Source organism: Ensifer adhaerens (assembly GCF_028993555.1).
GTDB lineage: Bacteria > Pseudomonadota > Alphaproteobacteria > Rhizobiales > Rhizobiaceae > Ensifer > Ensifer adhaerens_I.
The window spans coordinates 809484-834635 of sequence record NZ_CP118610.1; the positions used below are offsets into that span (position 1 = coordinate 809484).

22 protein-coding genes are annotated in these 25152 nt (G+C 61.8%); 16 read left to right on the top strand and 6 right to left on the bottom strand.

Annotation, left to right across the window (positions count from 1 at the left end; genetic code table 11):
* Positions 1 to 54 precede the first annotated feature (54 nt).
* The 7 genes from PWG15_RS03855 (at position 55) to era (ending at position 6351) form a co-directional block, all read left to right on the top strand.
* Positions 55 to 2280, top strand: a complete 2226-nt coding sequence (locus tag PWG15_RS03855; RefSeq protein ID WP_275023196.1) for a RelA/SpoT family protein — start codon at positions 55 to 57, stop codon at positions 2278 to 2280.
* A 202-nt stretch (positions 2281 to 2482) separates the two neighbouring features.
* Positions 2483 to 2632, top strand: coding sequence for a DUF3563 family protein (locus PWG15_RS03860; RefSeq protein WP_065377015.1), 150 nt, complete (start codon positions 2483 to 2485; stop codon positions 2630 to 2632).
* Positions 2633 to 2821: 189 nt separating this feature from the next.
* Complete coding sequence (locus tag PWG15_RS03865) at positions 2822 to 3376, top strand: DUF2062 domain-containing protein (RefSeq protein ID WP_275023197.1); 555 nt, start codon at positions 2822 to 2824, stop codon at positions 3374 to 3376.
* Complete coding sequence (acpS, locus tag PWG15_RS03870; protein ID WP_275023198.1) at positions 3373 to 3792, top strand: holo-ACP synthase; 420 nt, start codon at positions 3373 to 3375, stop codon at positions 3790 to 3792. Before PWG15_RS03865 ends, acpS begins: the two co-directional genes overlap by 4 nt.
* A gap of 161 nt (positions 3793 to 3953) precedes the next feature.
* The gene (gene lepB, locus PWG15_RS03875) at positions 3954 to 4697 is read left to right on the top strand and encodes a signal peptidase I (protein ID WP_275023199.1); all 744 of its coding nucleotides are present in this window, start codon (positions 3954 to 3956) and stop codon (positions 4695 to 4697) included.
* Positions 4697 to 5413 carry a ribonuclease III gene (gene rnc / locus PWG15_RS03880; protein WP_275023200.1) on the top strand — a complete coding sequence of 239 codons (717 nt, stop codon included), beginning with the start codon at positions 4697 to 4699 and terminating at the stop codon, positions 5411 to 5413. Before lepB ends, rnc begins: the two co-directional genes overlap by 1 nt.
* An 8-nt stretch (positions 5414 to 5421) precedes the next feature.
* Positions 5422 to 6351 (top strand): GTPase Era, encoded by a 930-nt coding sequence (era, locus tag PWG15_RS03885; RefSeq protein ID WP_057252807.1) that lies wholly within the window; start codon positions 5422 to 5424, stop codon positions 6349 to 6351.
* A 352-nt stretch (positions 6352 to 6703) separates the two neighbouring features.
* Here the strand turns inward: era and PWG15_RS03890 are convergent, their stop codons facing one another.
* The gene (locus PWG15_RS03890; protein WP_275023201.1) at positions 6704 to 7693 is read right to left on the bottom strand and encodes a glycerophosphodiester phosphodiesterase family protein; all 990 of its coding nucleotides are present in this window, start codon (positions 7691 to 7693) and stop codon (positions 6704 to 6706) included.
* A 174-nt stretch (positions 7694 to 7867) separates the two neighbouring features.
* On the opposite strand from PWG15_RS03890, the gene PWG15_RS03895 reads away from it, so the two are divergent.
* From PWG15_RS03895 to PWG15_RS03910, 4 genes are all read left to right on the top strand, one after another.
* Entirely contained in the window at positions 7868 to 8866 is a 999-nt protein-coding gene (locus tag PWG15_RS03895; RefSeq protein WP_275023202.1) for a glutathione S-transferase family protein, read from the top strand.
* A 335-nt stretch (positions 8867 to 9201) separates the two neighbouring features.
* The gene (locus PWG15_RS03900; RefSeq protein WP_275023203.1) at positions 9202 to 10509 is read left to right on the top strand and encodes a cyclopropane fatty acid synthase; all 1308 of its coding nucleotides are present in this window, start codon (positions 9202 to 9204) and stop codon (positions 10507 to 10509) included.
* 216 nt (positions 10510 to 10725) lie between these two features.
* The gene (locus PWG15_RS03905) at positions 10726 to 13032 is read left to right on the top strand and encodes a Tex family protein (protein WP_275023204.1); all 2307 of its coding nucleotides are present in this window, start codon (positions 10726 to 10728) and stop codon (positions 13030 to 13032) included.
* A gap of 337 nt (positions 13033 to 13369) precedes the next feature.
* The gene (locus PWG15_RS03910) at positions 13370 to 13687 is read left to right on the top strand and encodes a hypothetical protein (RefSeq protein WP_275023205.1); all 318 of its coding nucleotides are present in this window, start codon (positions 13370 to 13372) and stop codon (positions 13685 to 13687) included.
* Positions 13688 to 13732: 45 nt separating this feature from the next.
* Here PWG15_RS03910 and rkpK read toward each other — a convergent pair whose 3' ends face one another.
* The 3 genes from rkpK to PWG15_RS03925 all read right to left on the bottom strand — a co-directional run bounded on the left by rkpK (position 13733) and on the right by PWG15_RS03925 (position 16562).
* Positions 13733 to 15046, bottom strand: a complete 1314-nt coding sequence (rkpK, locus tag PWG15_RS03915) for a UDP-glucose 6-dehydrogenase (protein WP_275023206.1) — start codon at positions 15044 to 15046, stop codon at positions 13733 to 13735.
* 69 nt (positions 15047 to 15115) lie between these two features.
* Positions 15116 to 16159 (bottom strand): NAD-dependent epimerase, encoded by a 1044-nt coding sequence (locus PWG15_RS03920; protein WP_275023207.1) that lies wholly within the window; start codon positions 16157 to 16159, stop codon positions 15116 to 15118.
* 70 nt (positions 16160 to 16229) lie between these two features.
* A complete protein-coding gene (locus PWG15_RS03925; RefSeq protein ID WP_275023208.1) occupies positions 16230 to 16562 on the bottom strand; it encodes an ArsR/SmtB family transcription factor in 333 nt (110 codons plus the stop codon).
* A 50-nt stretch (positions 16563 to 16612) separates the two neighbouring features.
* Between PWG15_RS03925 and PWG15_RS03930 the strand changes: the two genes are divergently transcribed.
* Together PWG15_RS03930 and PWG15_RS03935 are read left to right on the top strand one after the other, a co-directional pair.
* A complete protein-coding gene (locus PWG15_RS03930; RefSeq protein WP_275023209.1) occupies positions 16613 to 17095 on the top strand; it encodes an SRPBCC domain-containing protein in 483 nt (160 codons plus the stop codon).
* Between the two features lie 107 nt (positions 17096 to 17202).
* Positions 17203 to 17562, top strand: a complete 360-nt coding sequence (locus PWG15_RS03935) for a hypothetical protein (protein ID WP_275023210.1) — start codon at positions 17203 to 17205, stop codon at positions 17560 to 17562.
* 26 nt (positions 17563 to 17588) lie between these two features.
* Here the strand turns inward: PWG15_RS03935 and PWG15_RS03940 are convergent, their stop codons facing one another.
* Positions 17589 to 18332 (bottom strand): L,D-transpeptidase, encoded by a 744-nt coding sequence (locus tag PWG15_RS03940; protein ID WP_275023211.1) that lies wholly within the window; start codon positions 18330 to 18332, stop codon positions 17589 to 17591.
* A gap of 215 nt (positions 18333 to 18547) precedes the next feature.
* On the opposite strand from PWG15_RS03940, the gene recO reads away from it, so the two are divergent.
* Both recO and PWG15_RS03950 read left to right on the top strand, forming a co-directional pair.
* Positions 18548 to 19294 (top strand): DNA repair protein RecO, encoded by a 747-nt coding sequence (gene recO, locus PWG15_RS03945; protein WP_275023212.1) that lies wholly within the window; start codon positions 18548 to 18550, stop codon positions 19292 to 19294.
* A gap of 16 nt (positions 19295 to 19310) precedes the next feature.
* Positions 19311 to 19820 (top strand): PaaI family thioesterase, encoded by a 510-nt coding sequence (locus PWG15_RS03950; RefSeq protein ID WP_275023213.1) that lies wholly within the window; start codon positions 19311 to 19313, stop codon positions 19818 to 19820.
* Positions 19821 to 19995: 175 nt separating this feature from the next.
* Here the strand turns inward: PWG15_RS03950 and PWG15_RS03955 are convergent, their stop codons facing one another.
* On the bottom strand, positions 19996 to 22008 hold the full coding sequence (locus PWG15_RS03955; protein ID WP_275023214.1) for a PhoX family protein: 2013 nt from the start codon (positions 22006 to 22008) through the stop codon (positions 19996 to 19998).
* Positions 22009 to 22307: 299 nt separating this feature from the next.
* Here PWG15_RS03955 and PWG15_RS03960 point away from each other — a divergent pair, with 299 nt between their 5' ends.
* The gene (locus PWG15_RS03960; protein ID WP_275023215.1) at positions 22308 to 25151 is read left to right on the top strand and encodes a DUF2339 domain-containing protein; all 2844 of its coding nucleotides are present in this window, start codon (positions 22308 to 22310) and stop codon (positions 25149 to 25151) included.
* Position 25152: the final 1 nt, after the last annotated feature.

A 25152-nucleotide genomic window follows, 5' to 3' on the forward strand; every position in this document is an offset into this window, starting at 1 on the left:
TATGATTTTAGGTCGTCTCGACCTAATCATCCTGATCTAGAGGACCGCTAGCGAATGATGCGCCAATACGAGCTCGTTGAGCGCGTGCAAAAATACAAGCCCGACGTCAATGAAGCCTTGCTGAACAAGGCCTACGTCTATGCGATGCAGAAGCATGGCCAGCAGAAGCGGGCAAGCGGCGATCCCTACATCTCTCATCCCCTGGAAGTGGCGGCGATCCTGACGGAAATGCGGCTCGACGAGTCGACAATCGCGGTCGCGCTGCTCCACGATACGATCGAAGATACGACGGCGACTCGGCAGGAGATCGATGATCTCTTCGGCGAAGACATTGGTGCACTCGTCGAGGGGCTGACGAAGATCAAGAAGCTCGATCTCGTCACCAAGAAGGCCAAACAGGCCGAGAACCTGCGCAAACTGCTGCTGGCGATCTCGGACGATGTGCGCGTGTTGCTGGTCAAGCTTGCTGACCGTCTGCACAACATGCGCACGCTCGACCACATGTCGGCGGAGAAGCGGGCCCGCATCTCCGAAGAAACGATGGATATCTATGCGCCGCTCGCTGGCCGCATGGGTATGCAGGACATGCGCGAGGAGCTCGAAAACCTCTCGTTCCGGCACATCAATCCGGAGGCTTTCGAGACGGTCACCAGGCGGCTGGAAGAACTTTCCCAGCGCAACGAAGGTCTGATCAAGAAGATCGAAGACGAATTGCGCGAGTTGCTTCAAGCTGAGGGCCTGAAGGCGGCACAGGTCAAGGGCCGGCAGAAGAAGCCCTATTCGGTCTTCCGCAAGATGCAGTCGAAGTCGCTGTCGTTCGAACAGCTCTCCGACGTCTGGGGTTTCCGCATCATCGTCGATGACATCCCGTCCTGCTATCGGGCACTCGGCATCGTCCACACCCGCTGGCGCGTCGTTCCCGGTCGCTTCAAGGACTACATCTCGACGCCGAAGCAGAACGACTACCAGTCGATCCACACGACGATCGTGGGGCCCTCGCGCCAGCGTATCGAGCTGCAGATCCGCACGCGGCGCATGAACGATATCGCCGAATACGGTATCGCGGCGCATTCGCTCTACAAGGATGGGGAGGGGAATTCGGCGGATCCGGCCCTGTCGCCGACGTCGAATGCCTATTCATGGCTGAGGCGCACGATCGAATCCCTGGCCGAGGGTGACAATCCCGAAGAGTTCCTCGAGCACACCAAGCTCGAGCTGTTTCAGGACCAGGTGTTCTGCTTCACGCCCAAGGGGCAGCTCATCGCGCTGCCGCGTGGCGCGACGCCGATCGACTTCGCCTACGCCGTACACACCAATATCGGCGACACTTGCGTTGGCGCCAAGATCAACGGCCGCATCATGCCGCTGGTAACGCGTCTCAACAATGGCGACGAGGTGGAGATCATCCGCTCGGGCATTCAGGTGCCGCCGCCGGCCTGGGAAGAGATCGTCGTCACCGGCAAGGCGCGGTCGGCCATCCGTCGTGCCACGCGCGCCGCCATTCGCAAGCAATATGCCGGTCTCGGCTATCGCATTCTGGAACGCACCTTCGAGCGCGCCAGCAAGACGTTTTCGCGCGAAGCGTTGAAGCCGGCGCTGCATCGTCTCGGCCAGAAGGAAGTCGAAGACGCGATTGCCGCAGTCGGTCGCGGCGAACTCTCCTCGCTCGATGTCCTGCGCGCGGTCTTCCCTGACCACCAGGATGAGCGCGTGACGGTGAAGCCGAGCGCAGACGATGGCTGGTTCAACATGCGTAGCGCCGCCGGCATGGTGTTCAAGCTGCCGGGGCTTGGAAAGGACGCGAACGGCGCAGTCCAGGTCGAAGGGCCGGAAGCACTTCCAATCCGTGGTCTCTCCGGCAATGCCGAGGTGCATTTCAGCCCCGCCGGTGCCATTCCCGGCGACCGTATCGTCGGCATCATGGAAAAGGACAAGGGCATCACCATCTATCCGATCCAGTCGCCGATCCTGCAGAAATTCGACGATGAACCGGAGCGCTGGATCGATGTGCGCTGGGATCTGGATGAAGCCAACAGCAGCCGCTTCATGGCTCGCATCGCGATCAGCGCCTTGAACGAGCCGGGAACGCTGGCCGAAGTGGCCCAGGCGATAGCGACCAGCGACGTCAATATCCGCTCACTATCGATGGGCCGCGTGGCGGCGGATTTCAGCGAGCTGCAGTTCGATCTCGAAGTCTGGGACCTGCGCCAGCTGAACCACCTGATCACGCAGCTGAAGGAGCTGCCGAGCGTGTCGATGGTGAAGCGCCTGTTCGAATGAGCCGATCGGCACGGCGGCCTGCAAAGCCGCGTGCCCGTTGGCGGATCTGTTCTGGATGTCGTTGCCTCAAAAATAGGCGCGAGGTGCATGGCAAAGCGGCAAGGCATGCGGTGATTGCATGGCTGCCGCCTTTTCCTGGAGCTGGTGGAAAAGGCGTCTCTAAACTATCTTCTGTATCGGGAGGTAAACAAAGAGGTTTGCCATGTTCAATCAGTTGAAGAAGATCACCCGCGCACTGCGCGTCCCCACTCAGGAAGAGCGCGAGCTCGCCTATCTCAATAGCTCGGTCGATCGCATCGATCTCGAGTACCGTCAGCGCCAGATCGATCGCGGCCTGTTCCGCAACTACTAAGTCGATCGCGTCCCGTCTTGAGGCGGGATGCTGAAGCCATGCGTTCGGTGAATGGCTCGCCTGCGACACGTGCGCGGCGCGCCGGCGGGTTGCAAGCGGGAGGCATGACGCCTATCTTGCGGCCAGCAGAAAGGCGGACGCGCCGTCTTGTGCCGGTCGACGGCTCCAAGATGCGGTCATGACGGCAGAATGTTATTCAGACGCAGAAAACCGGTCACGATTTCCGAAAGGCTCCGCGCGCTCCTTTGGCCGCGCAAGGGCTTTCGGCGTGGTCCGCGGTATATCGCCCTGCGGATCCTGCGCCTCTCCTCGACGCCGCACTCCATTGCCGTTGGCGTGGCTGCCGGCGCGGCGTCGTCGTTTACGCCGTTCTTCGGCCTGCACATCGTCATAGCCGTCGCTTTGGCCTTCGTCTTTTCGGGCAATCTGGTTGCCGCCGCGATCACCACCGCGCTTGCCAACCCGGTGACGATCCCGATGATCCTGACCGCGTCCTACGAACTCGGCACCGCCATCTTGGGCGTGGAAAGCGCACATGCCGCCAGCAGCGCCGACGTGATGCGCATGGTCGAGCACTTTGACCTTTCCGCTCTCTGGGGACCGGTCTTCAAGCCGATGCTGATCGGCTCCGTGCCGCTGGCCGCCGCCGGCGCGTTGATTTCCTATCTTGCAGCCTTCCACGCTGCTCGCATCTTTCAGAAGCGGCGCCGGGCGCGCACCAAAGACTTCGGACCTCCTTCATGATCATAGGCATAGGTAGCGACCTGATCGACATCAGGCGGATCGAAAACTCGCTTTCTCGCTTCGGCGAGCGCTTCGTGCAGCGCTGTTTCACCGATGTCGAGATCGCCAAGTCCGATGGCCGGAAAAATAGGGCTGCGTCCTACGCCAAGCGGTTCGCCGCCAAGGAAGCCTGTTCGAAGGCGCTGGGCACGGGTCTCGCGCAGGGCGTCTTCTGGAAGGACATGGGCGTCATCAATTTGCCCGGCGGTAAACCGACAATGAACCTTACCGGTGGTGCGGCGGAGCGTCTGGTGCAAATGCTGCCGCCCGGTCACCGGGCGGCCATTCACCTGACGATCACCGACGATTTTCCTCTGGCTCAAGCCTTCGTGATTATCGAAGCGCTGCCCGTTGCCCCGGTTGAGGGAACGGTTTAGAGCATTCCGCTGGAAAACCCGGTCCGAGGCGATTGAAGGGCAGGCAATCTGCAGCATATGAGACCGGGGTGTACGCAGTTTGAAGGTGGGATCAAAACTGCGGAAGAAAGTTGAGAGCAAGCCCCGGTGAGGGCGTTGCCATGATAAAGGAAGACAAAAGCGTGGCAGAAAAGACAGAAGCGAAGCAGAGCGGTCTCTGGGAAAACGTGAAGGTCGTTATCCAGGCGCTGCTCCTGGCGGTGGTCATCCGTACCGTTCTCTTTCAGCCCTTCACCATTCCCTCGGGCTCGATGATGCCGACGCTGCTCGTCGGCGACTACATCTTCGTCAACAAGTTCGCCTACGGCTTCTCCAAGTATTCGCTGCCGCTTTCTCCCGATCTGTTCTCCGGCCGCATTTTCGCCAGCGAGCCGAAGCGTGGCGACATCGTCGTCTTCCGCTTCCCACCGAACCCCGACATCGACTACATCAAGCGCCTCGTCGGTCTGCCGGGTGATCGCGTCCAGGTGCGCAACAGCATCCTTTACATCAACGACAAGCCCGTCGACCGCGTGCCGGACGGCGCCTTCCGCGCCGATGACCAGTACGACACCGGCGGCGACGTCCCGGTCTATCGCGAAACGATGGACAATGGCGTGTCCTACGACACGCTCGACCAGTTCCCGGATTCGCGCGGCGACAACACCCGCGAATTCATCGTGCCCGAAGGCCACTATTTCATGATGGGCGACAACCGCGACAACTCGGCCGACAGCCGCTTCGACGTCGGCTTCGTCCCGGTCGAGAACCTGGTGGGCCGCGCCAGCATGATCTTCTTCTCTCTCGGCAATGACACCTCGTTCCGCGAAGTTTGGAAATGGCCGGCGAACCTGCGCTACGATCGTCTGTTCAAGGCGGTCGAATAATGAAGTCGCGGTCGCTGAGCGCGGAGGATCGGGCAAAGCTCGAGACCGTGATTGGCTATCAGTTTGCTGAGAAGGAGCGCCTGGATCGGGCGCTCACCCATTCCAGCGCCCGTAGCGCCAAGGGCTCCAACTATCAGCGCCTGGAGTTCCTGGGCGACCGGGTTCTCGGGCTCTGCGTTGCCGAACTTCTGTTCCAGACGTTTCGCGATGCAAATGAAGGCGAGCTGTCGGTACGCCTGAACCAGCTCGTCAGTGCTGAGAGCTGCGCCAAGGTCGCCGACGATCTGGAACTGCACCAGTTCATCCGCACCGGTTCCGACGTCAAGAAGATTACCGGCAAGGCGATGATGAATGTGCGCGCCGATGTGGTAGAGTCGCTCATCGCCGCCATCTACCTCGATGGCGGCCTTGAGGCTGCGCGCGGCTTCGTGCTGCGCCATTGGAAGGATAGGGCGGTCCGCGCTGACGGCGCCCGCCGCGATGCGAAGACCGAATTGCAGGAATGGGCGCATGCCAAGTTCGGCAGCGCACCGACATACAGGACTGACGATCGTTCCGGCCCGGACCATGATCCCCGCTTCACGGTAACCGTGGAGATATCGGGGGTTGCACCGGAGACCGGGATCGACAGGTCCAAGCGTGGCGCCGAGCAGATCGCTGCGATGAAATTGCTGGAACGCGAAGGCGTGTGGCGGAAGAATTCCGCCGGAAATTGACGGAAAAAATGACGGATATGGAAAAAGATACGGCCGCCGAAGGCGCGCCGACCCACTCGGGTTTCGTGGCGCTGATCGGCGCGACCAACGCAGGCAAGTCGACTTTGGTCAACCGCCTCGTCGGCGCCAAGGTGTCGATTGTCAGCCACAAGGTGCAGACCACGCGCGCGATCGTGCGCGGCATCGCGATCCACGACAACGCCCAGATCGTCTTCATGGACACGCCCGGCATCTTCAAGCCGCGCCGCCGGCTCGACCGCGCCATGGTCACGACCGCCTGGGGCGGAGCCAAGGACGCCGACGTGATCATGCTCCTGATCGACAGCGAGCGGGGCCTGAAGGGCGATGCGGAAGCGATCCTCGAAGGGCTGAAGGAAGTGCACCAGCCGAAGATCCTTGTGTTGAACAAGATCGACCAGGTGCGTCCGGAGGATCTTTTGAAGCTGGCGGCTGCGGCCAACGAGACGATCAAGTTCGAGCGCACCTTCATGATCTCGGCGCTGAACGGCTCGGGCTGCAAGGATCTGATGGATTACCTCGCTGAGACTTTGCCGGAAGGTCCCTGGTACTATCCGGAAGACCAGATCTCCGATCTACCGATGCGCCAGCTCGCGGCCGAAATTACCCGCGAGAAGTTGTTTCTGCGCCTGCATCAGGAGCTTCCCTATGCCTCGCATGTCGAAACCGAGAAGTGGGAAGAGCGCAAGGACGGATCGGTTCGCATCGAACAGGTGATCTACGTCGAACGCGAGAGCCAGAAGAAGATCGCGCTCGGCAAGAACGGCGATGCTATCAAGGCGATCTCGACGGCGTCGCGCAAGGAGATCTCCGAGATCCTCGAGCAGCCGGTGCACCTCTTCCTGTTCGTCAAGGTGCGTGAGAACTGGGGCGACGACCCCGAGCGCTTCCGCGAAATGGGCCTCGAGTTCCCGCGATAAGCCTGGGTGTCCTGACCCGGATCAACATGGCTCGGCACCCGTTTAGGACGGGTGTCGCGTTGCAGCAGCACCTGTCCATCGAGACGCGCGAAGTCGCCGCAACACTTTAGGTCTTCAGCACAAATCCTTAAATCGACTCCGATGTTAGGACTTATGCAGTCGCAGCCGCCGGCAGTATCACGACCCCGATATGCGCTTTCTCTGTGCTTTGAAACAAGCTCCCCGTCCTCCCTTGAGAACGGACCTTTTTGCGTATCGGACAGGATATCGGGCACTGCGAACGTCACGACGATTGTTCTCGAAGCGATAGGATCGATGCCGGAAGGCGGCAGACCGTGCCTTGAATGCTGCCTCAGATCGCCCTTGCCTCGGCGACCTGCCGCTTTCCCAGGGCCGGGCCGATCATCTCGATACGATTGGTCCAGATGTAGCCGGAAAACCCCGGCGGGACCAATTCCAGATCCTGCATCGTATCGATCCCGGTGGTGAAGTCGCCGCCGTGATAGGGACCGAGCAGGATGATCTCGCTTCCGGCCGCTTTCATGCGTTGGGCAAAACGGTCGGGCCATCCCCAGAGAAAGTGCGCATAATTGCCGGGCACGATGACAAATGTGTCCTTGCAGGCCTCCGGCATCAGGCCGGTCCAGCCGTAGCCGAGATAACGCGTCAGGCACGCCATCGTCGATGTCCGGTCATAGCCGCGCATTCCTTCCAGGTGCCTCAGTGCCTCGCGGGTCGGTTCCTCGCCACCATAGACGCCGAACACTGCTTGCCGCCATTGCGGTTGCGCTTCGAGCAGCGTGGCGAGTGCCGTGCCTTCCTCGGCGCGCCGGCTCTTGAAGTTGACCAGGAACTTGCGGTCGGGGAGGGCGGCCAGCACCTCGTCCAGCGTCGGCATCTGGCGCACGCCCTTGCCACGGAACGGGAAGGATCGGCCGCCATCGGCGGTGTAGCCATAACCGATATCGAGAGACTTCAGCGTCACCATCGGCGTTTCCTCGGTCACGCCCTTGCCTTCGGTCCGGCAGTCGAGTGTCCAGTCGTGAAAGACGGCGAACTGTTTGTCCGGTGTGAGATGCACGTCGAGTTCGACGACATCGGCGCCGGCATCGAAGGCAGCCTGCATCGAGGCGATCGTGTTTTCGAGATAGGGATGCTGCGGCGTGTCGATGATCGTTGCCGTGCAGGTGTCGTTGCTGACATTCGCCTTCGGATAGGTCTGGTGGACGCCTCGGTGTGCGAGCAGTTTCGCTGAGGCCGCCGGCGGCGCGATAAACAGCGACGTGTTCATCCCCCAGACGATGGCGGCAAAAATCACGATAGCGGCGAGCGCTTTCTTCATCCCGATTCTCCTCTTGCAATCGGGATTGCCCGACAATGTGGCGCGACGATGATCGTGCACGTTTCGCGTGCGTGTCGCGGATTGCGAACGATGTGTCACCCGCGCGCGCAATTGACCCTCAGCCGAACCCTGTGAGAGGTAACTGTCGCTGATTTTGCGATCCGGAGAAAAGAGATGCCGCAGCTTGTCGAGGGAAAATGGGTCAAGGGCGACGTCGCGGCCAGCGAGATGAAGGGCGGCGCATTCCACCGGGAGCCGACGCGCTTTCATCGCTGGATCACTCCGGACGGAAGCCCGGGCCCAGATGGCCAGCCGGCGCTGCCGGCCGAGGCTGGGCGCTATCGCCTGTTCGTTTCCTATCTCTGCCCCTGGGCCTCGCGCACGATCGCCTTCCGCAACCTCAAGGGATTGCAGCAGATCGTCGGACTTACGGTATCCAACCCGGAGCTCGGTGAGGATGGCTGGAGCTATGATGAACCCGTCGATGCCGGCAAACGTGTCGACAAGATCCGCTTCCATCATGAACTCTATGTGGCGAGCGATGCGACCTATACCGGCAAGGTCTCGGTACCGGTTCTCTGGGATATGCAGGAGGGTCGGATCGTCAACAACGAGTCCGCCGACATCATCCGCATCCTGAACTCAGGTTTTGATCAACTGACCGGCAACCGGCTCGATTTTTATCCGGAGACGCTGCGCGCGGACATCGACCGCTGGAACGGCCCGATCTACGAACGGGTCAACAACGGCGTCTATCGATCTGGCTTTGCAAAGACGCAGGAAGCCTATGATGAGGCGGTGTCGAGCCTGTTCGACATGCTCGACGAACTCGAGACGCACCTTACGGACAACCGCTACATCGCAGGCGAGTACCTGACCGAGGCCGACATCCGCCTGTTCGTCACCCTGGTTCGTTTCGATGCGGCCTATCACGGCGCCTTCAAGTGCAACATCCGCCGGATCGAGGACTACCCGGCGTTGTCGAACTACTTGCGTGAAATCTACCAGTGGCCGGGCGTTCGTGAGAGCGTGCGCATCGATCACATCAAGCGCGGTTACTACGGCATTGCCCACATCAATCCGACCCGCATCGTTCCCGCGGGCCCATTGCTAGATTTCGATCGCCCACATGATCGCGCCCGCCTGGCAGGGCGAGGCGTCATTGGCGCCTAGGTCTTTTTCTCAGCAATTGCTAAGGAAACAAATTTATGAGGGGCCACAAAGAGCCCATTGCCAATCGATTGAAGCTTCCTAAATTAATGGAAGTTCTGATGGATAGGAGCCCGATGGCGGCTGGCCTGACGAATTCACGGCGGCGCAAGCACGAGGAGCCCGACGCGCCCGCTGGATGCCCGTGAGGCCACGCCCGAGCCGGTTCTCGCCGCTTCCGGACGCGCTCGCGTCTGTTCCCAATGCGCGCTCGCGCAACCCCCGGAAGCCCCGAAAGAGCCGACCCTTCGCATCTCTCATGCACCAGGACACGTATGTAGGTCTGGTAGGGGTGGGATATGAATGCAGCATTGTTGACTTTGCTTCGCCGTCTGGTGCGCAACGGCAATCTGACGGTGATTTTTTCCTCCGGTGAACAGGTCGTTTTGGGTGACGGCACCGGAAAGCCGACATCGATCCGCATTATCGATGCGGAGGCGGAGAATGCGATCGTCCGGGACCCGGGTCTTCGTTTTGGTGAAATGTACGTGGATGGGCGGGTCGCCATCGAAAGAGGTGACATCTTCGACGTGCTTTCGATCGTCAAGACCAACGGGCTGGAGAATGCGGCAACGTTTGCCAACACGGTGACGGCGCTGCAGCACGTCCTGCGCCAGCAGTTGCGAAGCCGAATGCCCGTCAATCGCAACCGGCACAACGTCGCCCATCACTACGATCTCGATCGCAAACTCTTCAACCTGTTCCTCGACGAGGACTGGCAATATTCCTGCGCCTATTTCCAGCCGCGGGGTATTTCGCTCGATGCCGCCCAGCTTGCCAAGAAGCGGCACATCGCCGCAAAGCTCCTGCTGGAACCGGGGCAGAAGGTGCTGGAGGTCGGTTCCGGCTGGGGCGGGATGGCCATGTATCTGGCCGAATCCTCCGGTGTCGAGGTCACCGGCATCACGCTCAGCGAAGAGCAGCTGAAGGTGTCCCGTGATCGTGCCGCCAGGCGCGGTCTTTCCGATCGCGTCCGCTTTGAACTGCAGGACTACCGCACCCTTGAGGGCCGGCAGTTCGATCGCATCGTCTCCGTCGGCATGTTCGAGCATGTCGGCATCGGCAATTACGGAAATTTCTTCAACAAGATGAAGGAGCTGCTGAAGCCGGAAGGCGTCATGCTGCTGCATTCGATCGGCCAGGTCTACAAGCCATGGGCAACCAATCCGTGGATCGAAAAGTATATCTTCCCCGGCGGTTACATCCCCGCTCTCTCCGAAGTTTTGCCGTCAGTCGAGCGTATGCGGCTGCTGGTGAAGGATATCGAGATCCTGCCGATGCACTACGCCTGGACCTTGCGGGCCTGGCGTGAGCGTTTCGCCGCACGCCGCGAAGAGGCAGTCAGGCTCTATGACGAGCGCTTCTTCCGTATGTGGGAATTCTATCTGGCCGCTTCCGAAACGGCTTTCCTCTATGACAAGCACTTCATCTTTCAGCTTCAGCTGTCGCCTTCTCTCGATGCCGTGCCGGCTTCGCGCGACTACATCGAGGAGCGGGAGCGGCAATTGATCGAGTTCGAAAAGCGTCGGCCGCCGCTCGAGCCGGTCAACAATTGGGATGAGGCGCCGGCCGAAGAACGTATCGAACCGGCTGCAATCGCGGTCTGATCCAAGGGCCATCCCTGTCGCCATAGGTCGACACGGGATGGCGCTGGCCCATCTTCTGTGGAGTTCGGAATTTCCCCCGAAGGCCTTCACTTGGCCTTGAAGCTCTGCGCCTTTATGGTCGCCGACCAAACGACTGCCTGTTTCCCGCAGATCATCTCCGATCCAAGGACAAAACGTGCAGCGCTTCCAAGCGCTGCAGGAAAGACGGAATTCCCCATGGCCAACCCCGCTAAATCCATCGCCGCCATCATTGCCAGCGAAATCAAGGCAGCACCTTCGCAGGTTACAGCCGCTGTCGAGCTGCTGGACGAAGGGGCGACGGTGCCGTTCATCGCGCGCTACCGCAAGGAAGTGACCGGCGGCCTGGACGACACGCAATTGCGCGTGCTGTCGGAGCGGCTGACCTACTTGCGCGAACTCGAGGCGCGTCGGGCATCGATCCTCGAATCGATCCGCGGACAGGACAAGCTGACCGAGGAAATCGCAGCCAAGATCGCCGCCGTCGAAACCAAGGCGGAACTTGAAGACATCTATCTGCCCTACAAGCCGAAGCGCCGCACCAAGGCGGAGATCGCCCGCGAACGTGGCCTCGGGCCGCTCGCCGAAGCGATCCTTTCCGATCGCTCCGTCGCGCCGGCCGATCGCGCAGCTGCCTTCCTGACCGCCGAGGTGGCTGATGTGAAGGCGGCGCTTGACGGCGCCCGCGACATCATCGCCGAGGGTATGACGGAGAACGCCGATCTGCTCGGCCGCCTGCGCAGCCACATGAAGGGTGCCGCCTTCCTGCGCGCCAAGGTGGTCGACGGCAAACAGGAAGCCGGCGCCAAGTTCTCGGACTACTTCGACCATTCCGAGCGCTGGGCGACGACGCCCGGTCATCGGGCGCTGGCGATGCTGCGCGGCTGGAACGAAGAGGTTCTCTCCGTCGATATCGTTGTCGACCAGGACGATACCTCACCGGTAAAGCCGGTCGAGCGGATGATCGCTGCCGCCTACAATGTCAGCGCCCATCTGCCGGGGGACAAATGGCTCTCGGAAATGATCGGCTGGACTTGGCGCGTGAAGCTCTCGATGTCGCTGTCGCTCGACCTGATGCGCGAACTGCGCGAGCGTGCTGAAGAAGAGGCGATCCACGTTTTTGCTCGCAATCTCAAGGACCTGTTGCTTGCCGCGCCTGCGGGATCGCGGGCAACGATGGGCCTCGATCCGGGCATCCGCACCGGCGTCAAGGTCGCAGTGGTTGACGGCACGGGCAAGTTGCTCGAAACGACGACCGTCTACCCGTTCCCACCGAAGAACGACGTTCGCGGCACGCAGGCCGAACTCGCTTCGCTCGTCCGCAAGCACAAGGTCGAGCTGATCGCGATCGGCAATGGCACCGGCAGCCGCGAGACGGAGAAGCTCGTCGCCGATATGCTCTCGCAACTGCCGGCGCCGAAGCCGACCAAGGTCATCGTTTCGGAGGCTGGGGCATCGGTCTATTCGGCTTCCGAAACCGCTGCCCTGGAGTTCCCCGGCCTTGACGTTTCGTTGCGCGGCGCGGTCTCGATCGCGCGCCGCCTGCAGGACCCGCTGGCCGAGCTTGTGAAGATCGAGCCGAAGTCGATCGGCGTCGGCCAGTATCAACACGACGTCGACCAGTCGAAGCTCAGCCGCTCGCTGGACGCCGTTGTGGAAGACGCGGTGAACGCCGTCGGCGTCGACGTCAACACGGCTTCGGCGCCGCTGCTTGCCCGTGTGTCCGGCCTCGGAAAATCCTCGGCCGAGGCGATCGTCGCCCATCGTGACGCGACCGGGCCGTTTGGAAGCCGCAAGGAACTGTTGAACGTGCCGCGGCTCGGCGCCCGCACCTTCGAACAGTGCGCAGGCTTCCTGCGCATCCCGAACGGCAAGGAGCCGCTCGACGCCTCTTCCGTCCATCCGGAAGCCTATGGCGTCGCCAAGAAGATCGTCGCCGCCTGCGGCCGCGACGTGCGCGCTCTGATGGGCGACAGTGCCGCCCTGAAGCAACTCGACCCGCGGACCTTCGTGGACGAACGCTTCGGCCTGCCGACCGTCAAGGACATTCTCGCCGAACTTGAAAAGCCGGGCCGCGACCCGCGCCCGAGCTTCAAGACGGCGACCTTTGCCGAGGGCGTCGACGACATCAAGGACCTGAAGGTCGGCATGCAGCTCGAGGGCACCGTCACCAACGTCGCGGCGTTCGGCGCCTTCGTCGATATCGGTGTGCACCAGGATGGCCTCGTCCATGTGTCCCAGCTCGCGGATCGTTTCATCAAGGACCCGCATGAAGTGGTGAAGGCCGGGGATGTCGTCACCGTCCGCGTCACCGAGGTGGATGTTCCCCGCAAGCGCATCGGGTTGACGATGCGCAAGGACGGTGGCGCTGAAACAGGCCGAGAGACCCGTGGCAGCGCACCGAACGGCGGCAACCGCAGCGCGCCCATGCGCCAGCAGAAACCGCAAGCGCCGTCGCAGGGTGCCTTTGGTGCGGCCTTGATGGAGGCGATGAAGCGCAAGTAGCAGCTTCCGCAGCGATGCTGAACGTCGCGCGTCATCTACTGCATGTCTTCGTCCTTAAATCGACCTCGATTTAAGGACGAAGACATGCAGTAATTCAAAGTACTACAGCGACCTTTGCGCGTCTGATCAGACGCGCGGCGCTGTAGGATGCGCGGCGCCTCCGACAGACGGTCTATAGTTTAGATAATTGTAATAATCGCGGCTTTCCGCCATACTCTCTCTATCGTGGCACCTGCGCAGTTGTGTAAGCAGTGTGCCGATGAGCAGCCGGATCCACGGCGGAAAAGGTCAGCGGAAACTCCTCCTCCGCCGGGCGTCCGGTGAAAGGAGTTGCGTGATGGTACGCAAGGTGATCCGCGGCTTCGTGTTGGCCGCGCTTCTGACGGCCGGGGTGATGGCGCGCCCGGTTCCGGCAGTTTCGCAAGCCCCGATAAATTGCGCCGCCCGGTCCGAGGTGATCGAGTTTCTGGCGAGGCAATATCGGGAAAAGCCGGCCGCGACGGCGCTCATCAACCCTCAGGCGATCATGGAAGTCTATGCGGCCGATAACGGCAGCTGGACATTGATCGTCACCGACGTCAACGGCCGCAGCTGCGTCATCCTTGCCGGCAAGAGTTGGGAAGCTCTGCCGCCGCTGCCGATTCCAAAGGCATAGGCGGCCGCGCCATTCGCTGCGCGGCCTCCCGCAGGCCAAAACCGCTCAGAGGGGCCGGCCGATGCTGGAATAGGCAAAGCCGTGCTTGGCAACCTCGTCCTGACGGTAGATGTTCCTGAGGTCGACCAGAATAGGTGTCTTCATCACAGACTTCAGGCGGCGGAAGTCAAGCGCGCGGAACTCGTTCCATTCGGTCACGATCACCAGCGCATCCGCTTCGTTGGCCGCTTCATAGGGGTCGCTGGCATAGTCGATGCCGTCGATGATCTTCTTGGCGTTCTCCATGCCTTCCGGATCGTAGCCGATAATGTGAGCGCCGGCATCCCGCAGCGTCTGCACGATGGCGATCGCCGGGCTGTCGCGCATGTCGTCGGTGTTCGGCTTGAAGGTGAGGCCGAGGATCGCAATCTTGTGGCCGCGCACGTCGCCGCCGGCAGCCGCAATCACCTTGCGGCCCATTGCCCGCTTGCGGTTGTCGTTGATCGCAACGGTGGTTTCTACGAGCCGGACGGGCGCATCATGGTCCTGCGCGGTCTTGACCAGGGCCAGCGTGTCCTTGGGGAAGCACGAGCCGCCGTAGCCGGGGCCGGCATGCAGGAACTTCGAGCCGATGCGGCCGTCGAGGCCGATACCGCGGGCGACGTCCTGGACATTGGCGCCGACCTTTTCGCAGAGATCGGCCATCTCGTTGATGAAGGTGATCTTCATCGCCAGGAAGGCATTGCCGGCATACTTGATCAGTTCGGAGGTGCGGCGCGACGTGAAGACGAGCGGCGACTGGTTGAGATAGAGCGGCCGGTAAACTTCGGTCATGACGTCACGCGCCCGCGCGTCATCATCGGCAACACCGATGACGATACGGTCAGGCCGCTTGAAGTCCTCGATCGCCGCACCCTCGCGCAGGAATTCCGGATTGGAGACGACAGCGAAATCGGCGTCCGGATTGGTTTCGCGAATGATGCGCTCGACCTCGTCGCCCGTGCCGACCGGAACGGTGGACTTGGTGACGATGACGGTGAACCCCTTGAGGTTCTCGGCGATCTCGCGGGCCGCTGCATAGACGTAGGAGAGGTCGGCATGGCCATCGCCACGGCGGGAAGGGGTGCCGACGGCGATGAAAATGACGTCACTGTCGGCGACGGCGGACACGAGATCGGTCGTGAACGACAGTCGACCCGAGGCGACGTTGCTGGCCACCAGTTGGTCGAGACCGGGTTCGAAGATCGGAATGCGCCCTTGCATCAGCGCATCGATCTTGTTCTCATCCTTGTCGAGACAGACGACGTCGTGGCCGAAATCCGCAAAACACACACCGGAGACGAGGCCTACATAGCCGGCGCCGATCATTGTGATTTTCATTGGCTCTTTCCTTTGTTGTCTGGCGAGCTCTTGTCCGCAAACGCGGAAACCATGCTGGTCTGCGCGTATCTATGCCTGCGAGGCTGAGGATCCGGCTTTCCCGCCAACATTGTAGTATTCCTCATACCATGCGGCAAAGCGCGCCACGCCTTCTTCCACCGGGATTGAGGGTTTGAAATCTGTCAATGCCTCCAGAAGATCGGGGGAGGCATAGGTGCGCGGTACGTCGCCCTGCTGCATCGGCAGCATGTTGCGCAGTGCCGGCTTGCCGACCGCTCTCTCGACCGTTTCGACGAACGTCATCAGCTCGACCGGCTGGCCGCCGCCGACGTTGACGACGCGGAACGGTCCCTGGCGCGACAGCGTATCCTCAGCCTTCTCGGAGGGCACGCGGTTGTCTTCCGCCGGCGCCACGTGCGAGAGCCTGAGAATGCCTTCGACGAGGTCGTCGATATAGGTGAAGTCGCGGCTCATGCGGCCTTCGCCATAGATATCGATCGGCTGTCCCTTGTGGATGGCATCGACGAACTTGAACAGCGCCATGTCAGGTCGGCCCCAGGGACCATAGACCGTGAAGAAGCGGAAGGCCGTGGTTGGAACCTTGTAGAGATGGGCATAGCTGTGCGCCATCAGTTCCACCGATTTCTTGGTGGCCGCATAGAGCGTCATCGGCTCGTCGGCGCGATCGGTCTCCGCAAACGGGATCTTCTCGTTGGCGCCATAGATCGAGGAGGTCGAAGCGAGCATCAGGTGCTTGGGTCCGAGCTCCCGCGCCAGTTCCAGAATGTTCCACGAGCCGACGAGATTGGAATCGACATAGGCCTTGGGATTTTCAAGGCTGTAGCGGACACCGGCCTGGGCCGCGAGGTGGATGATGACCTCGGGCTCGGCAATCTCCGCGGCATGGTTCAGCGCCGCCCGATCCTCCAGCATGCCGACGACAGCCTTGAAGCCGTTCGAACGCGCGAGAATCTCATGCCGACGCTGCTTCAGCGTCACGTCGTAATAGGGCGTCATGCCGTCGAAGCCGACCACGAAATGTCCCTCGTCGATCAATCGCTTGGCGAGATGAAAGCCGATGAAGCCCGCGGTGCCGGTGATGAGGTAGCGCACGACCATGTCCCTAGATTGTGTTGTCAGGGCGTTCTTACGAAGAAAGCCGGGCGATGGAAAGTCGAAACCATCACTCCGACGATTGGTCCAGTCCCTGCTGCAGGGCGGAGAGGATCGACATGGCGTGCCCCGCGTACTGGCTGATCCAACGGTCGTGAATGGCCTGGATCGGCAAAGCGTTCAAATGGTTCCAGCGCTCGCGGCCCTCGCGGCGTGCGAGCACCAGTTCGGCCTCTTCCAGTACCTTCAGATGTTGCATGACGGTGCAACGATCGAGATTGGCAAATTGCTCGCAGAGCATGCCGGTCGTCTGCGGCGCGTGCTTCATGGCGTCGAGCATCTGACGGCGCAGTCCATTGGACAAGGCTTTGAAGACGAGGTCGTCTTTCGATTCGGTTGACATGTTATGTTTTTATAACATATTCTTTCCGGGCTCAATGGGAGGAACATCCGATGCCCTTCGAATTCCGTGTGAATGGACGGATCGATCGCCCCGTCGCCCAGGTCTTCGATGCCGTCGTCAATCCGGATCAGCTCAGTCGCTATTTCGTCACCCTTGGCGGCATCAGCGGGCCACTGGTCGCCGGGGCTACGGTCAAATGGTGGGGCGAGGTCCCGGTCCAGGTCGAGGCGGTCGAACAGGACGAGTTGATCGTTTTTCGCTGGGACGCCATGGTCTCCAAGGGCGAGGAACCCTACCAGACCCGCGTGGAGGTGCGTTTCCAGGCGCTGGACGATGGCGCCACCATGGTGACGATCGCCGAAAAGGGTTGGCGTGAGAACGAGCAGGGACAGAAGGCGTCTTACATCAACTGCGAAGGCTGGTCGCAGATGCTTGCCTGCATGAAGGCCTGGCTCGAATACGGCATCAACCTGCGCCAGGGCTATTATCTCAGCGAGCTCTCAGGCAAGCCGGCACTCGAGCCGCAGGCCTGAGCCAGCCGGCGAGCCGGCCTTCCGCTCCAGATCCGGGAGCGAGATTACTTGCAATCCAAACATAAAAGATGTGCCGCGCTCGTCGAGCGGCGATAGGAGCTTGCGCCATGACGAAAATCACAGGCGGTATCAATCTCGCAATGAAGGTTCCCTCGCATCAACACGAGGCAGTCGTCGCCTTCTATCGCGACACGGTCGGCCTCGAACCGATCGAAGAAAAACTGCCGGCCGTCGGCTTCAAGCTGGGACCCAACCAGCTCTGGATCGACGAAGCCTCGAATTTCAGCCAGGCCGAGGTCTGGCTCGAACTCTTTACCGATGACCATGTGGGCGCGCTTGATCATCTTGCCGCCAAGGGCATCGTGCGCTGTGATGCAGTGGAAGAGCTTGGCGAAGGCTTTCGCGGCGGCTGGATCATGAACCCGGCCAACATCGCGCACATGGTGCGGACGCCGGGCGCCTGGTAAGCGCCCCGCATTCCGTCAGGCAGAAGTCAGTAGACCGGCGGCAGACCGCCATTCGATGCGCTCGCCATTGGAATGCCGCCGGCGGGCTCGGTCATCGGTGGTTCGGCCTGCAGGACGACAACGCGCGAATCGAGCGGCACGCGGCTGTAGAGGTCGATGATATCGGGGTTGAAGAGGCGGATGCAGCCGCTCGAGACGGCCTTGCCGATCGACCATGCCTCGGTCGTGCCATGGATGCGGAACAGCGTGTCGCGGTTGCCTTGGAAGAGATAGAGCGCGCGCGGCCCGAGCGGGTTGCGAACGCCCGGCTCCATGCCGCCGGCAAGCGGGCCGTACCGCTCCGGTTCGCGTTCGACCATGCTTTGTGTCGGCGTCCAGCGAGGCCATTCGGACTTGCGCGCGATCCGCGCTTCGCCTTCGAACTCCAGGCCGGCCTTGCCGACGCCGATGCCGTAGCGCATTGCCATGCCGCCATCCTGGACCAGATAGAGGAAGCGGTTCTGGGTATCGATCACGATCGTGCCTGGCGGCTCGTGCGTCTGATAGGCGACCTGCTGGCGCAGATAGCGCTTGTCGACCTTGCTGATGTCGATCGCTTCCAGCGGGAATTTTTCGTTGGGAAGCGGCCCGTACATTGCCACATAATATGGGTCCGGTCCCTTCGGCTTGGCCGGCCCCGAAGTGGTGACGCAGCTTGCGAGCGTCGAGGTGGCGAGAAGAAGGGCGAAGAGCTGCGCCAGGCGGCCGGCGCTGTTCCGGGACACACACATAATGAAATTTGTTATCCTGCTGATTGTCATTTTGGGCGGGAGGCACGGCTTTTGCCGCTCTTCCGTTCTAATGTCAAAGACGGCGTCGGGGCGGCGACAGCATGTCGCAAATGAGGCAACCAGTGAGTGTGGCCGAAAGGCGACAGTCGGTCCTGTTGCGTTCGCGCACGCAACATCGCTTGATCCGCTTTCGACCGTGGGTGTATGCCATATCCATGCAATGGAGCGATCAGGCCATTATTCTCGGCATACGGCGGCACGGCGAAAGCTCGGCCATCGTGGAGGTCATGAGCGCCGCCCACGGCCGGCATCTCGGCATGGTGCGCTCGGGCCGTTCGCGCACTATGCAGCCGGTGCTGCAGCCCGGCAATTCGGTGGAAGTGACCTGGCGCGCCCGGCTTGACGAGCATATGGGCGAGTTCCGCATCGAGCCGGTGGAACTGCGGGCCGCACGGCTGATGGAAACGGCGACCTCGGTCTATGGCATCCAGGCGCTCGGTGCCCTTTTGCGGCTGCTTCCTGAGCGCGACCCGCATCCGCATCTCTACGAGGCACTCACCGTCATCGTCGACCATCTCGCCGATCCGGCCGATGCCGGAGAATTGTTCGTGCGCTTCGAGCTCGCGGTTCTCAACGACCTCGGTTTCGGGCTCGATCTGACGGAATGTGTGGCAACCGGTGTCCGCACCGAGCTTGTCTACGTGTCGCCGAAATCGGGCAGGGCGGTTTGCCGCTCGGCCGGGGAACGTTATGCCGACCGCATGCTGGCGCTGCCGGATTTCCTCTCCGCCGAAGCACGCCGGGCCGCCGATCATGACAGCCTTGCTGCCGCTTTCCGCCTGACCGCCTTCTTCCTCAACCGCCATGTCTATGAGCCGCGCGGCCTCGACGTTTCCTCCGCGCGCGACGGCTTTGTCCATGCGGCGCTCAAGGCGCTGAAAGCGCAATCCTCCGCCGCCTGATCTCCTGGAGTTATCAATGTATCAAGAGCTTTATCCCGGCATGTCCGTATCCGGCATCGGCGTATTGTCGCTCGACCGCGTCGCCCGCGACGGCGGTCTGAAGGTGATGCAGGACCTTCTGAGCGGCGAACTGCCGGCGCCGCCGATGTCCAAGACCCTGAAGTTCGGGCTAAGCGAAGTCGAAGAGGGGCGTGTGGTCTTCAAGGGCTTGCCGACCGAGGAACATCTCAACCCGCTCGGCACGGTGCACGGCGGATGGACGGCGACGATCATGGATTCCGCGCTCGGCTGTGCGGTCTTCACCACGGTGAAACCCGGCGAAGCCTATACAACCGTCGAGTTCAAGGTGAATCTGGTGCGGCCGCTGTTGCCTGATATGGGCGAAGTCTTCTGCGAGGGGCGCATCGTGCATCGCGGCCGGACCATCGCGACGTCGGAGGCCTGGCTGCGCGACGGAGGCGGTAAGCTGCTGGCCCACGGCACCGAAACCTGCGCGATCTTCCCGATCGACAATCTGCGGCGCTAAGCAATACCAGGAAAAGTGCGAAGCGGTTTTCCGTCCGGAATTGCGTCGCTTCAAACACAATTCCAGGAAAAGTGCGAAGCAGTTTTCCGTCCGGAATTGCGACGTGAATTACAATTCCGGAAACAAAAACGCCGCGCGTTATGCGCGGCGTTCTCCGCTCCAATCGCAGCTTTTGTCAGCCGATGCGGCCACCGCCCCGCTTGGTCACGGCGACGACGGCCGGCCGCACCGGCATGTCGTCCTTGAAGTCCGGCCAGCGCGTTGCCGGCGTCTCATAGGTGGCAAGACCTGCATCGCCCGGATGCTGGACGGCCAGGAAGAAGGTGTCCGACGTCGGATTGAAGCAGGGGCCGCACATTTCCGCGCCAACCGGCACGCGGAAGAAGAGCTTCGACGTGCCGCGAGCGGCACCATCCGTGTCGATCGCCCAGATGCCATCGGTGCGACCGGTGTCCTTCTGGTTGTTGCCGTCGGTCGAAACCCACAGTCGACCGTCGGTGTCGATGGCGCAGTTGTCGGGCATGCCGAACCAGCCGTTCTTTGTGGTTGCGGTCGAGAACGAGGCGCCAACCTCGGCGACAGCTGGATCGCCGCACTTCAGAAGCACATCCCAACGGCTCTTCAGCGAGGCGAAGTCGCCGTCGGTCTCGGTGATCTCGACGATGTGGCCGAACGCGTTCTTTGCGCGTGGATTGGCGGCGTCGACTTCTTCGGCTTTGCGCTTGGTGTTGTTGGTCAGCATCACATAGACCTTGCCGGTCTTGGGGTTCGGCTGGACGTCTTCGGGTCGGTCCATCTTGGTGGCGCCGAGTGCATCAGAGGCAAGACGGGTGTTGATCAGCACGTCGGCCTGCGAGGCGAAGCCGTTGGCTTCGGTCAGCGGGCCTTCGCCGTGGACAAGCGGCATCCAGGTGACGGTGCCGTCCTCGTCGAACTTGGCGACATAGAGCGTGCCTTCGTCGAAGAGGTCCATGTTGGCGGCGCGATCATCAGGGTTGAAGGTGCCCTTGGTCACGAACTTGTAGACATAGTCGTAACGCTCGTCGTCGCCGGAATAGAGCACGACGCGGCCGTCCTTGTTGACGATCGATTCGCAGCCTTCGTGCTTGTAACGGCCGAGTGCGGTACGCTTCTTCGGGACCGAGGTCGGATCCAGCGCATCGACCTCGACGATCCAGCCGAAGCGATTGGCTTCATTCGGCTCCTTGGAGACGTCGAATCGGTCGTAGAACGAGGCCCATTCGTATTGGCCGCCCGGTGCGCCAAGGCGCTTGAGCTGCTTGTATTCCGGATGGTCTTCGGCAAGCTCGCCGCCGAAATAGCCGTTGAAGTTTTCTTCGGCCATCATGTAGGTGCCCCAGGCGGTTACGCCGCCGGCGCAATTGTTGATCGTGCCGAACACTTTTCTGCCCGTCGGGTCGGACGGCGTCTTCAGGCGGTCATGGCCGGCGGCCGGGCCGGTGATCTGCATCTCGGTATTGACCGTGATGCGGCGGTTGTTCTTGCCGTCGAGAACCGGCTGCCACTTGCCGTCGACCTTGCGGATCTCGATGATCGTGCCGCCATGGGCAGCCATCTCGATGTCGACCAGCTCCTTGCTGTATTCACCGAGAACGACCTTCTCTTCCTCGATTTCCTTGCCGTCCTTCGTCACCTTTTCCTTCACGACGCTGGCGAAGGCCGGGAACATCAGCTCGGCATTGGTATACTCGTGGTTGACGACCAGGAGGCCGTGGTCGGCGCTGCCCTCGAGCGGAATGAAGCCGACATAGTCGTTGTTGTAGCCGAAGAGCTTTTCCTGAGCATCGGCCGTCTGGTTTTTCGGGTCGAACTCCGGGCTGTCGGCAAAGATCTTGTCGCCCCAGCGCAGCAGGATGTCGGCATCGTAACCTTCGGCGACATGGTGCTTTTCGTCGACGCCGGCTTCGATCTCGGTAAAGTCGAAGCGTGAGCCTTCCTCGGCGCGTGCTTCTTCGGCAGTCAGGAGAGCGAGCGGGCTGACGGTCGTGGAAATCGCGGCAACGGCGAGCGAGCCGCCGATGAACGAGCGACGCGAGAAACGGCGATGAATGATGTCGCCCATCGTCGGGTTGGTGGAACAGTTATGGCCGATATCTTCCAGCTCTTCCCTGCGTTCCGTCAGCGTCTTGAATTCGGTCTCTTCCGTCTGGCCGAGATGCTTGTCCATGATCGGGTCTCCTGGTTGAACGATGGAAACCACCGCACGAGACGGCGGTGCTCAATCGCCTGTATCAGCTACCCGGTGACAGTTCTGCGACACTTCCGTGAAGAGATTACAGCGCTCGGACGTCTACTGCATGTTTCCTGAAATCCCATTTCATTTCAGGATAAAAACATGCAGCAATTCAAAGTGCTACAGCGACCATTGCGCGTCTGATAAGACGCGCCGCGCTGTAGCGATTTGGTGACCGTGCAAAAGTTTGTATGGTTGCGCCGAGCACGCCAGTGCGACCGTCAGGGGTATACATGTTCGAACTCTTTGCCTTTGTTGCCTTTATCCTCGCTCTTTCCGCCTTTGCAGGCGGTCGCAAGACGGCCGAGCGGCTGGGGGCCGAAATTGCCGCGCTGAGGGCGGAGGTCGCCAGCTTGAAGACCGCATCGGGCGAGGGCGTTGAGGCCCAGGCAACGGCCGAAGAACTTGCCACCGCGCCGGAATTGCCGTTGGAACCCGACACGGTCGAGGAAGCTGCGATCGGCCTGGCGACGGACGCGCGTGAGGGTGCCCGGATCTTCGGCGACGCGAAGAGTGCGGCAGATGACATCGAGGGCGGTGAGGCCATTGCCGCCAACGCAGAAGCGCCCGAGCCGGTTCCGGCTCCGGCCCGTCGGACCGAGAGCCTGGAAAGCCGTCTCGGCGCGCGTTGGGCCGTCTGGGTCGGCGGTATCGCGCTCGCGCTCGGCGGCGTCTTCATGGTCAAATATTCGATCGATGCCGGCCTCCTGAGCCCGGCGGTTCGCCTCACGCTTGCCGCCCTGTTCGGCCTCTTGCTGATGGCGGCGGGCGAGATCATTCGCAGGCGGGCGATGCCTGTCATCGCCGATGAATTCCAGAATGCGATGATTCCCGGCATCCTGACGGCTGCCGGTGCAGTCACCCTCTTTGGCGTCGCCTATGCCGCTTACGGCATCTACGGCTATATCGGCACGGGCACGGCTTTCGTTCTGCTGGCCGCGATCTCGCTTGCGATCGTCGGTCTGTCGCTGCTGCATGGGCAGGCGCTCGCCGGTCTCGGTCTGCTTGCCTCGCTTGCAACCCCGGCACTCGTCTCGAGCGACGAACCGCGCCCCTGGGTCCTCTTCGGTTTCCTCTCGGTCGTCTGGCTGGCGACCCTGCTGGCCTCGCGGCTGCGCACCTGGACCGTGGTTCCGACCTTGGCCAACGTCGGTATCGGGCTATGGGGCCTTGCCTATGTCAGTGCGGTCTCTCCCTTCGAGCCCTTGCCGGTCGCCTTTGCACTGCTGGTCATGATCGCCGGCACCGGCCTCATCTGGCCGGGAGCAATCGAGCGGGAGCCGGTAGTCGAAACGTCCGACGCGTCCGAACTGCCCGAGATGCCTGAGGCCGCGCGCCCTCGCTCCGTTGCCGGACCTTGGGAGCGGCTGTTCATCCCGCCGCATGCGGCAATCTCCATTTCCGCGGCCATCGCCGCCACGGTTCTGGCGCTCCTTCTGATCAGCCCGGCCGTTGCCGCGGTGAAGTATCCGGTGACCGAGTTTGCCGTTGTCATTGCTGCCCTGGCGGCTCTGGGAGCCTGGCGGGCGACGGCGGTCTATCCCGCCGTACTTTCCGCCGTCGGCGCCGTCACCGGCGTCTGGAGCCTGACGGCGCTGAGCGGCGTGCTTGCCTATCTCGATCCCTCTTTGGCCGACGCTCTGCCGACGATCGTGCTGCCCGGCCGCACTGCCATGGTCACCGCGATGCTGCTTGCGGCGCTGTTCGTGTTGCTCGGCGGCTTCGTGCTATCGCGCCGTCTCGTCACCCATCCGCACTATTCGACCCTCTGGGCCGGTCTTGCCGCCGTCGTCCCCATCGCCCTGACGGCCATGTCGTTCCTGATGACCGGCAACTATGCCTTCGACCTGCCGCACGGTCTGTTCTCGCTCATCCTCGGTGCCGTGCAGCTCGCGCTGGCGGAATGGCTTTATCGACGCGGCGGGGAGGCGGAGGCGCGAGACACGGCGGCAGGATTTCTGGTGGCCGGTTCGTTCGCGTTCTTTGTCCTTGCGCTTCATGCCTGGACCAATGGACTGGTCACGACGCTTGCGATTGCCGTGCTCGGAACCGCCTATGCGCTCGCGACGCGCATCCGCGCCTGGCCGATCCTGCCCTGGATGACCGGTGCTGCGGCCGTGGTCGTTCTCGGGCGCATCGCCTGGGAGCCGACGATCGTCGGTGCCGACAATCTCGGCACGACGCCTGTCTTCAACGCGCTCCTGCCGGGCTACGGCATTCCCGCCGCACTGCTCGCCGCTTCCGCTTATTTCCTGAGGTCATGGCCTGGCACGCGGGTGCGCAATCTCCTGCAGGCACTTGCCAGCCTTTTCGTGTTGTTGACGCTCGCGATCCTCGTGCGTCATGCGATGAACGGCGGCGTGCTCGACAGCGCGGTACCGACGCTCGGCGAACAATCGATCTATACGCTGCTCGCAATCGGCGCTTCGGCGATCTTCATGAGCCTCGACATGAAGTCGCCGAGCCCGGTCTTCCGTTATGGCGGCATGGGCCTCGGGGTGCTCTCGATGCTGTCGGTTCTTTCGGCGCACCTCTTCGGCCTCAATCCCTACTTCAGCGGTGAGCTTCTCGGACGTATCCCGTTCTTCGATCTCCTGCTGATCGGCTATCTGCTGCCGGGGCTCGGCTATGCGGGCCTTGCCTGGTATGCGCGCGACAAGCGGCCGTTGCCCTATGTCATGGCGCTCGCCGTCAGCGGCGCGGTTCTTGCGTTCGCCTGGGCGAGCCTCACGGTCCGCCGTGCCTGGCAGGGCGAAAACCTTGCGGATTGGAAGGGCTTCCTGCAGGGCGAAACCTACACCTATTCCGTCGTCTGGCTGCTTCTCGGCGTGCTGCTGCTCGTGCTTGGTTCGCGTTTCCATGCCAAGAGCATCCGCATCGCCTCGGCCGTTCTCGTCTTTGTCGCAGTCCTGAAGGTGTTCCTGATCGACATGTCCAACCTCGAAGGTTTCCTGCGGGCCCTGTCCTTCATCGGGCTTGGCGGGGTACTGATCGGGATAGGTCTTTTCTATCAGAAGATTCTCTCCGGCGTTGGCGTCGCATCGTCGGCATCGACAAATCCGGCCGAACAGCCATAGG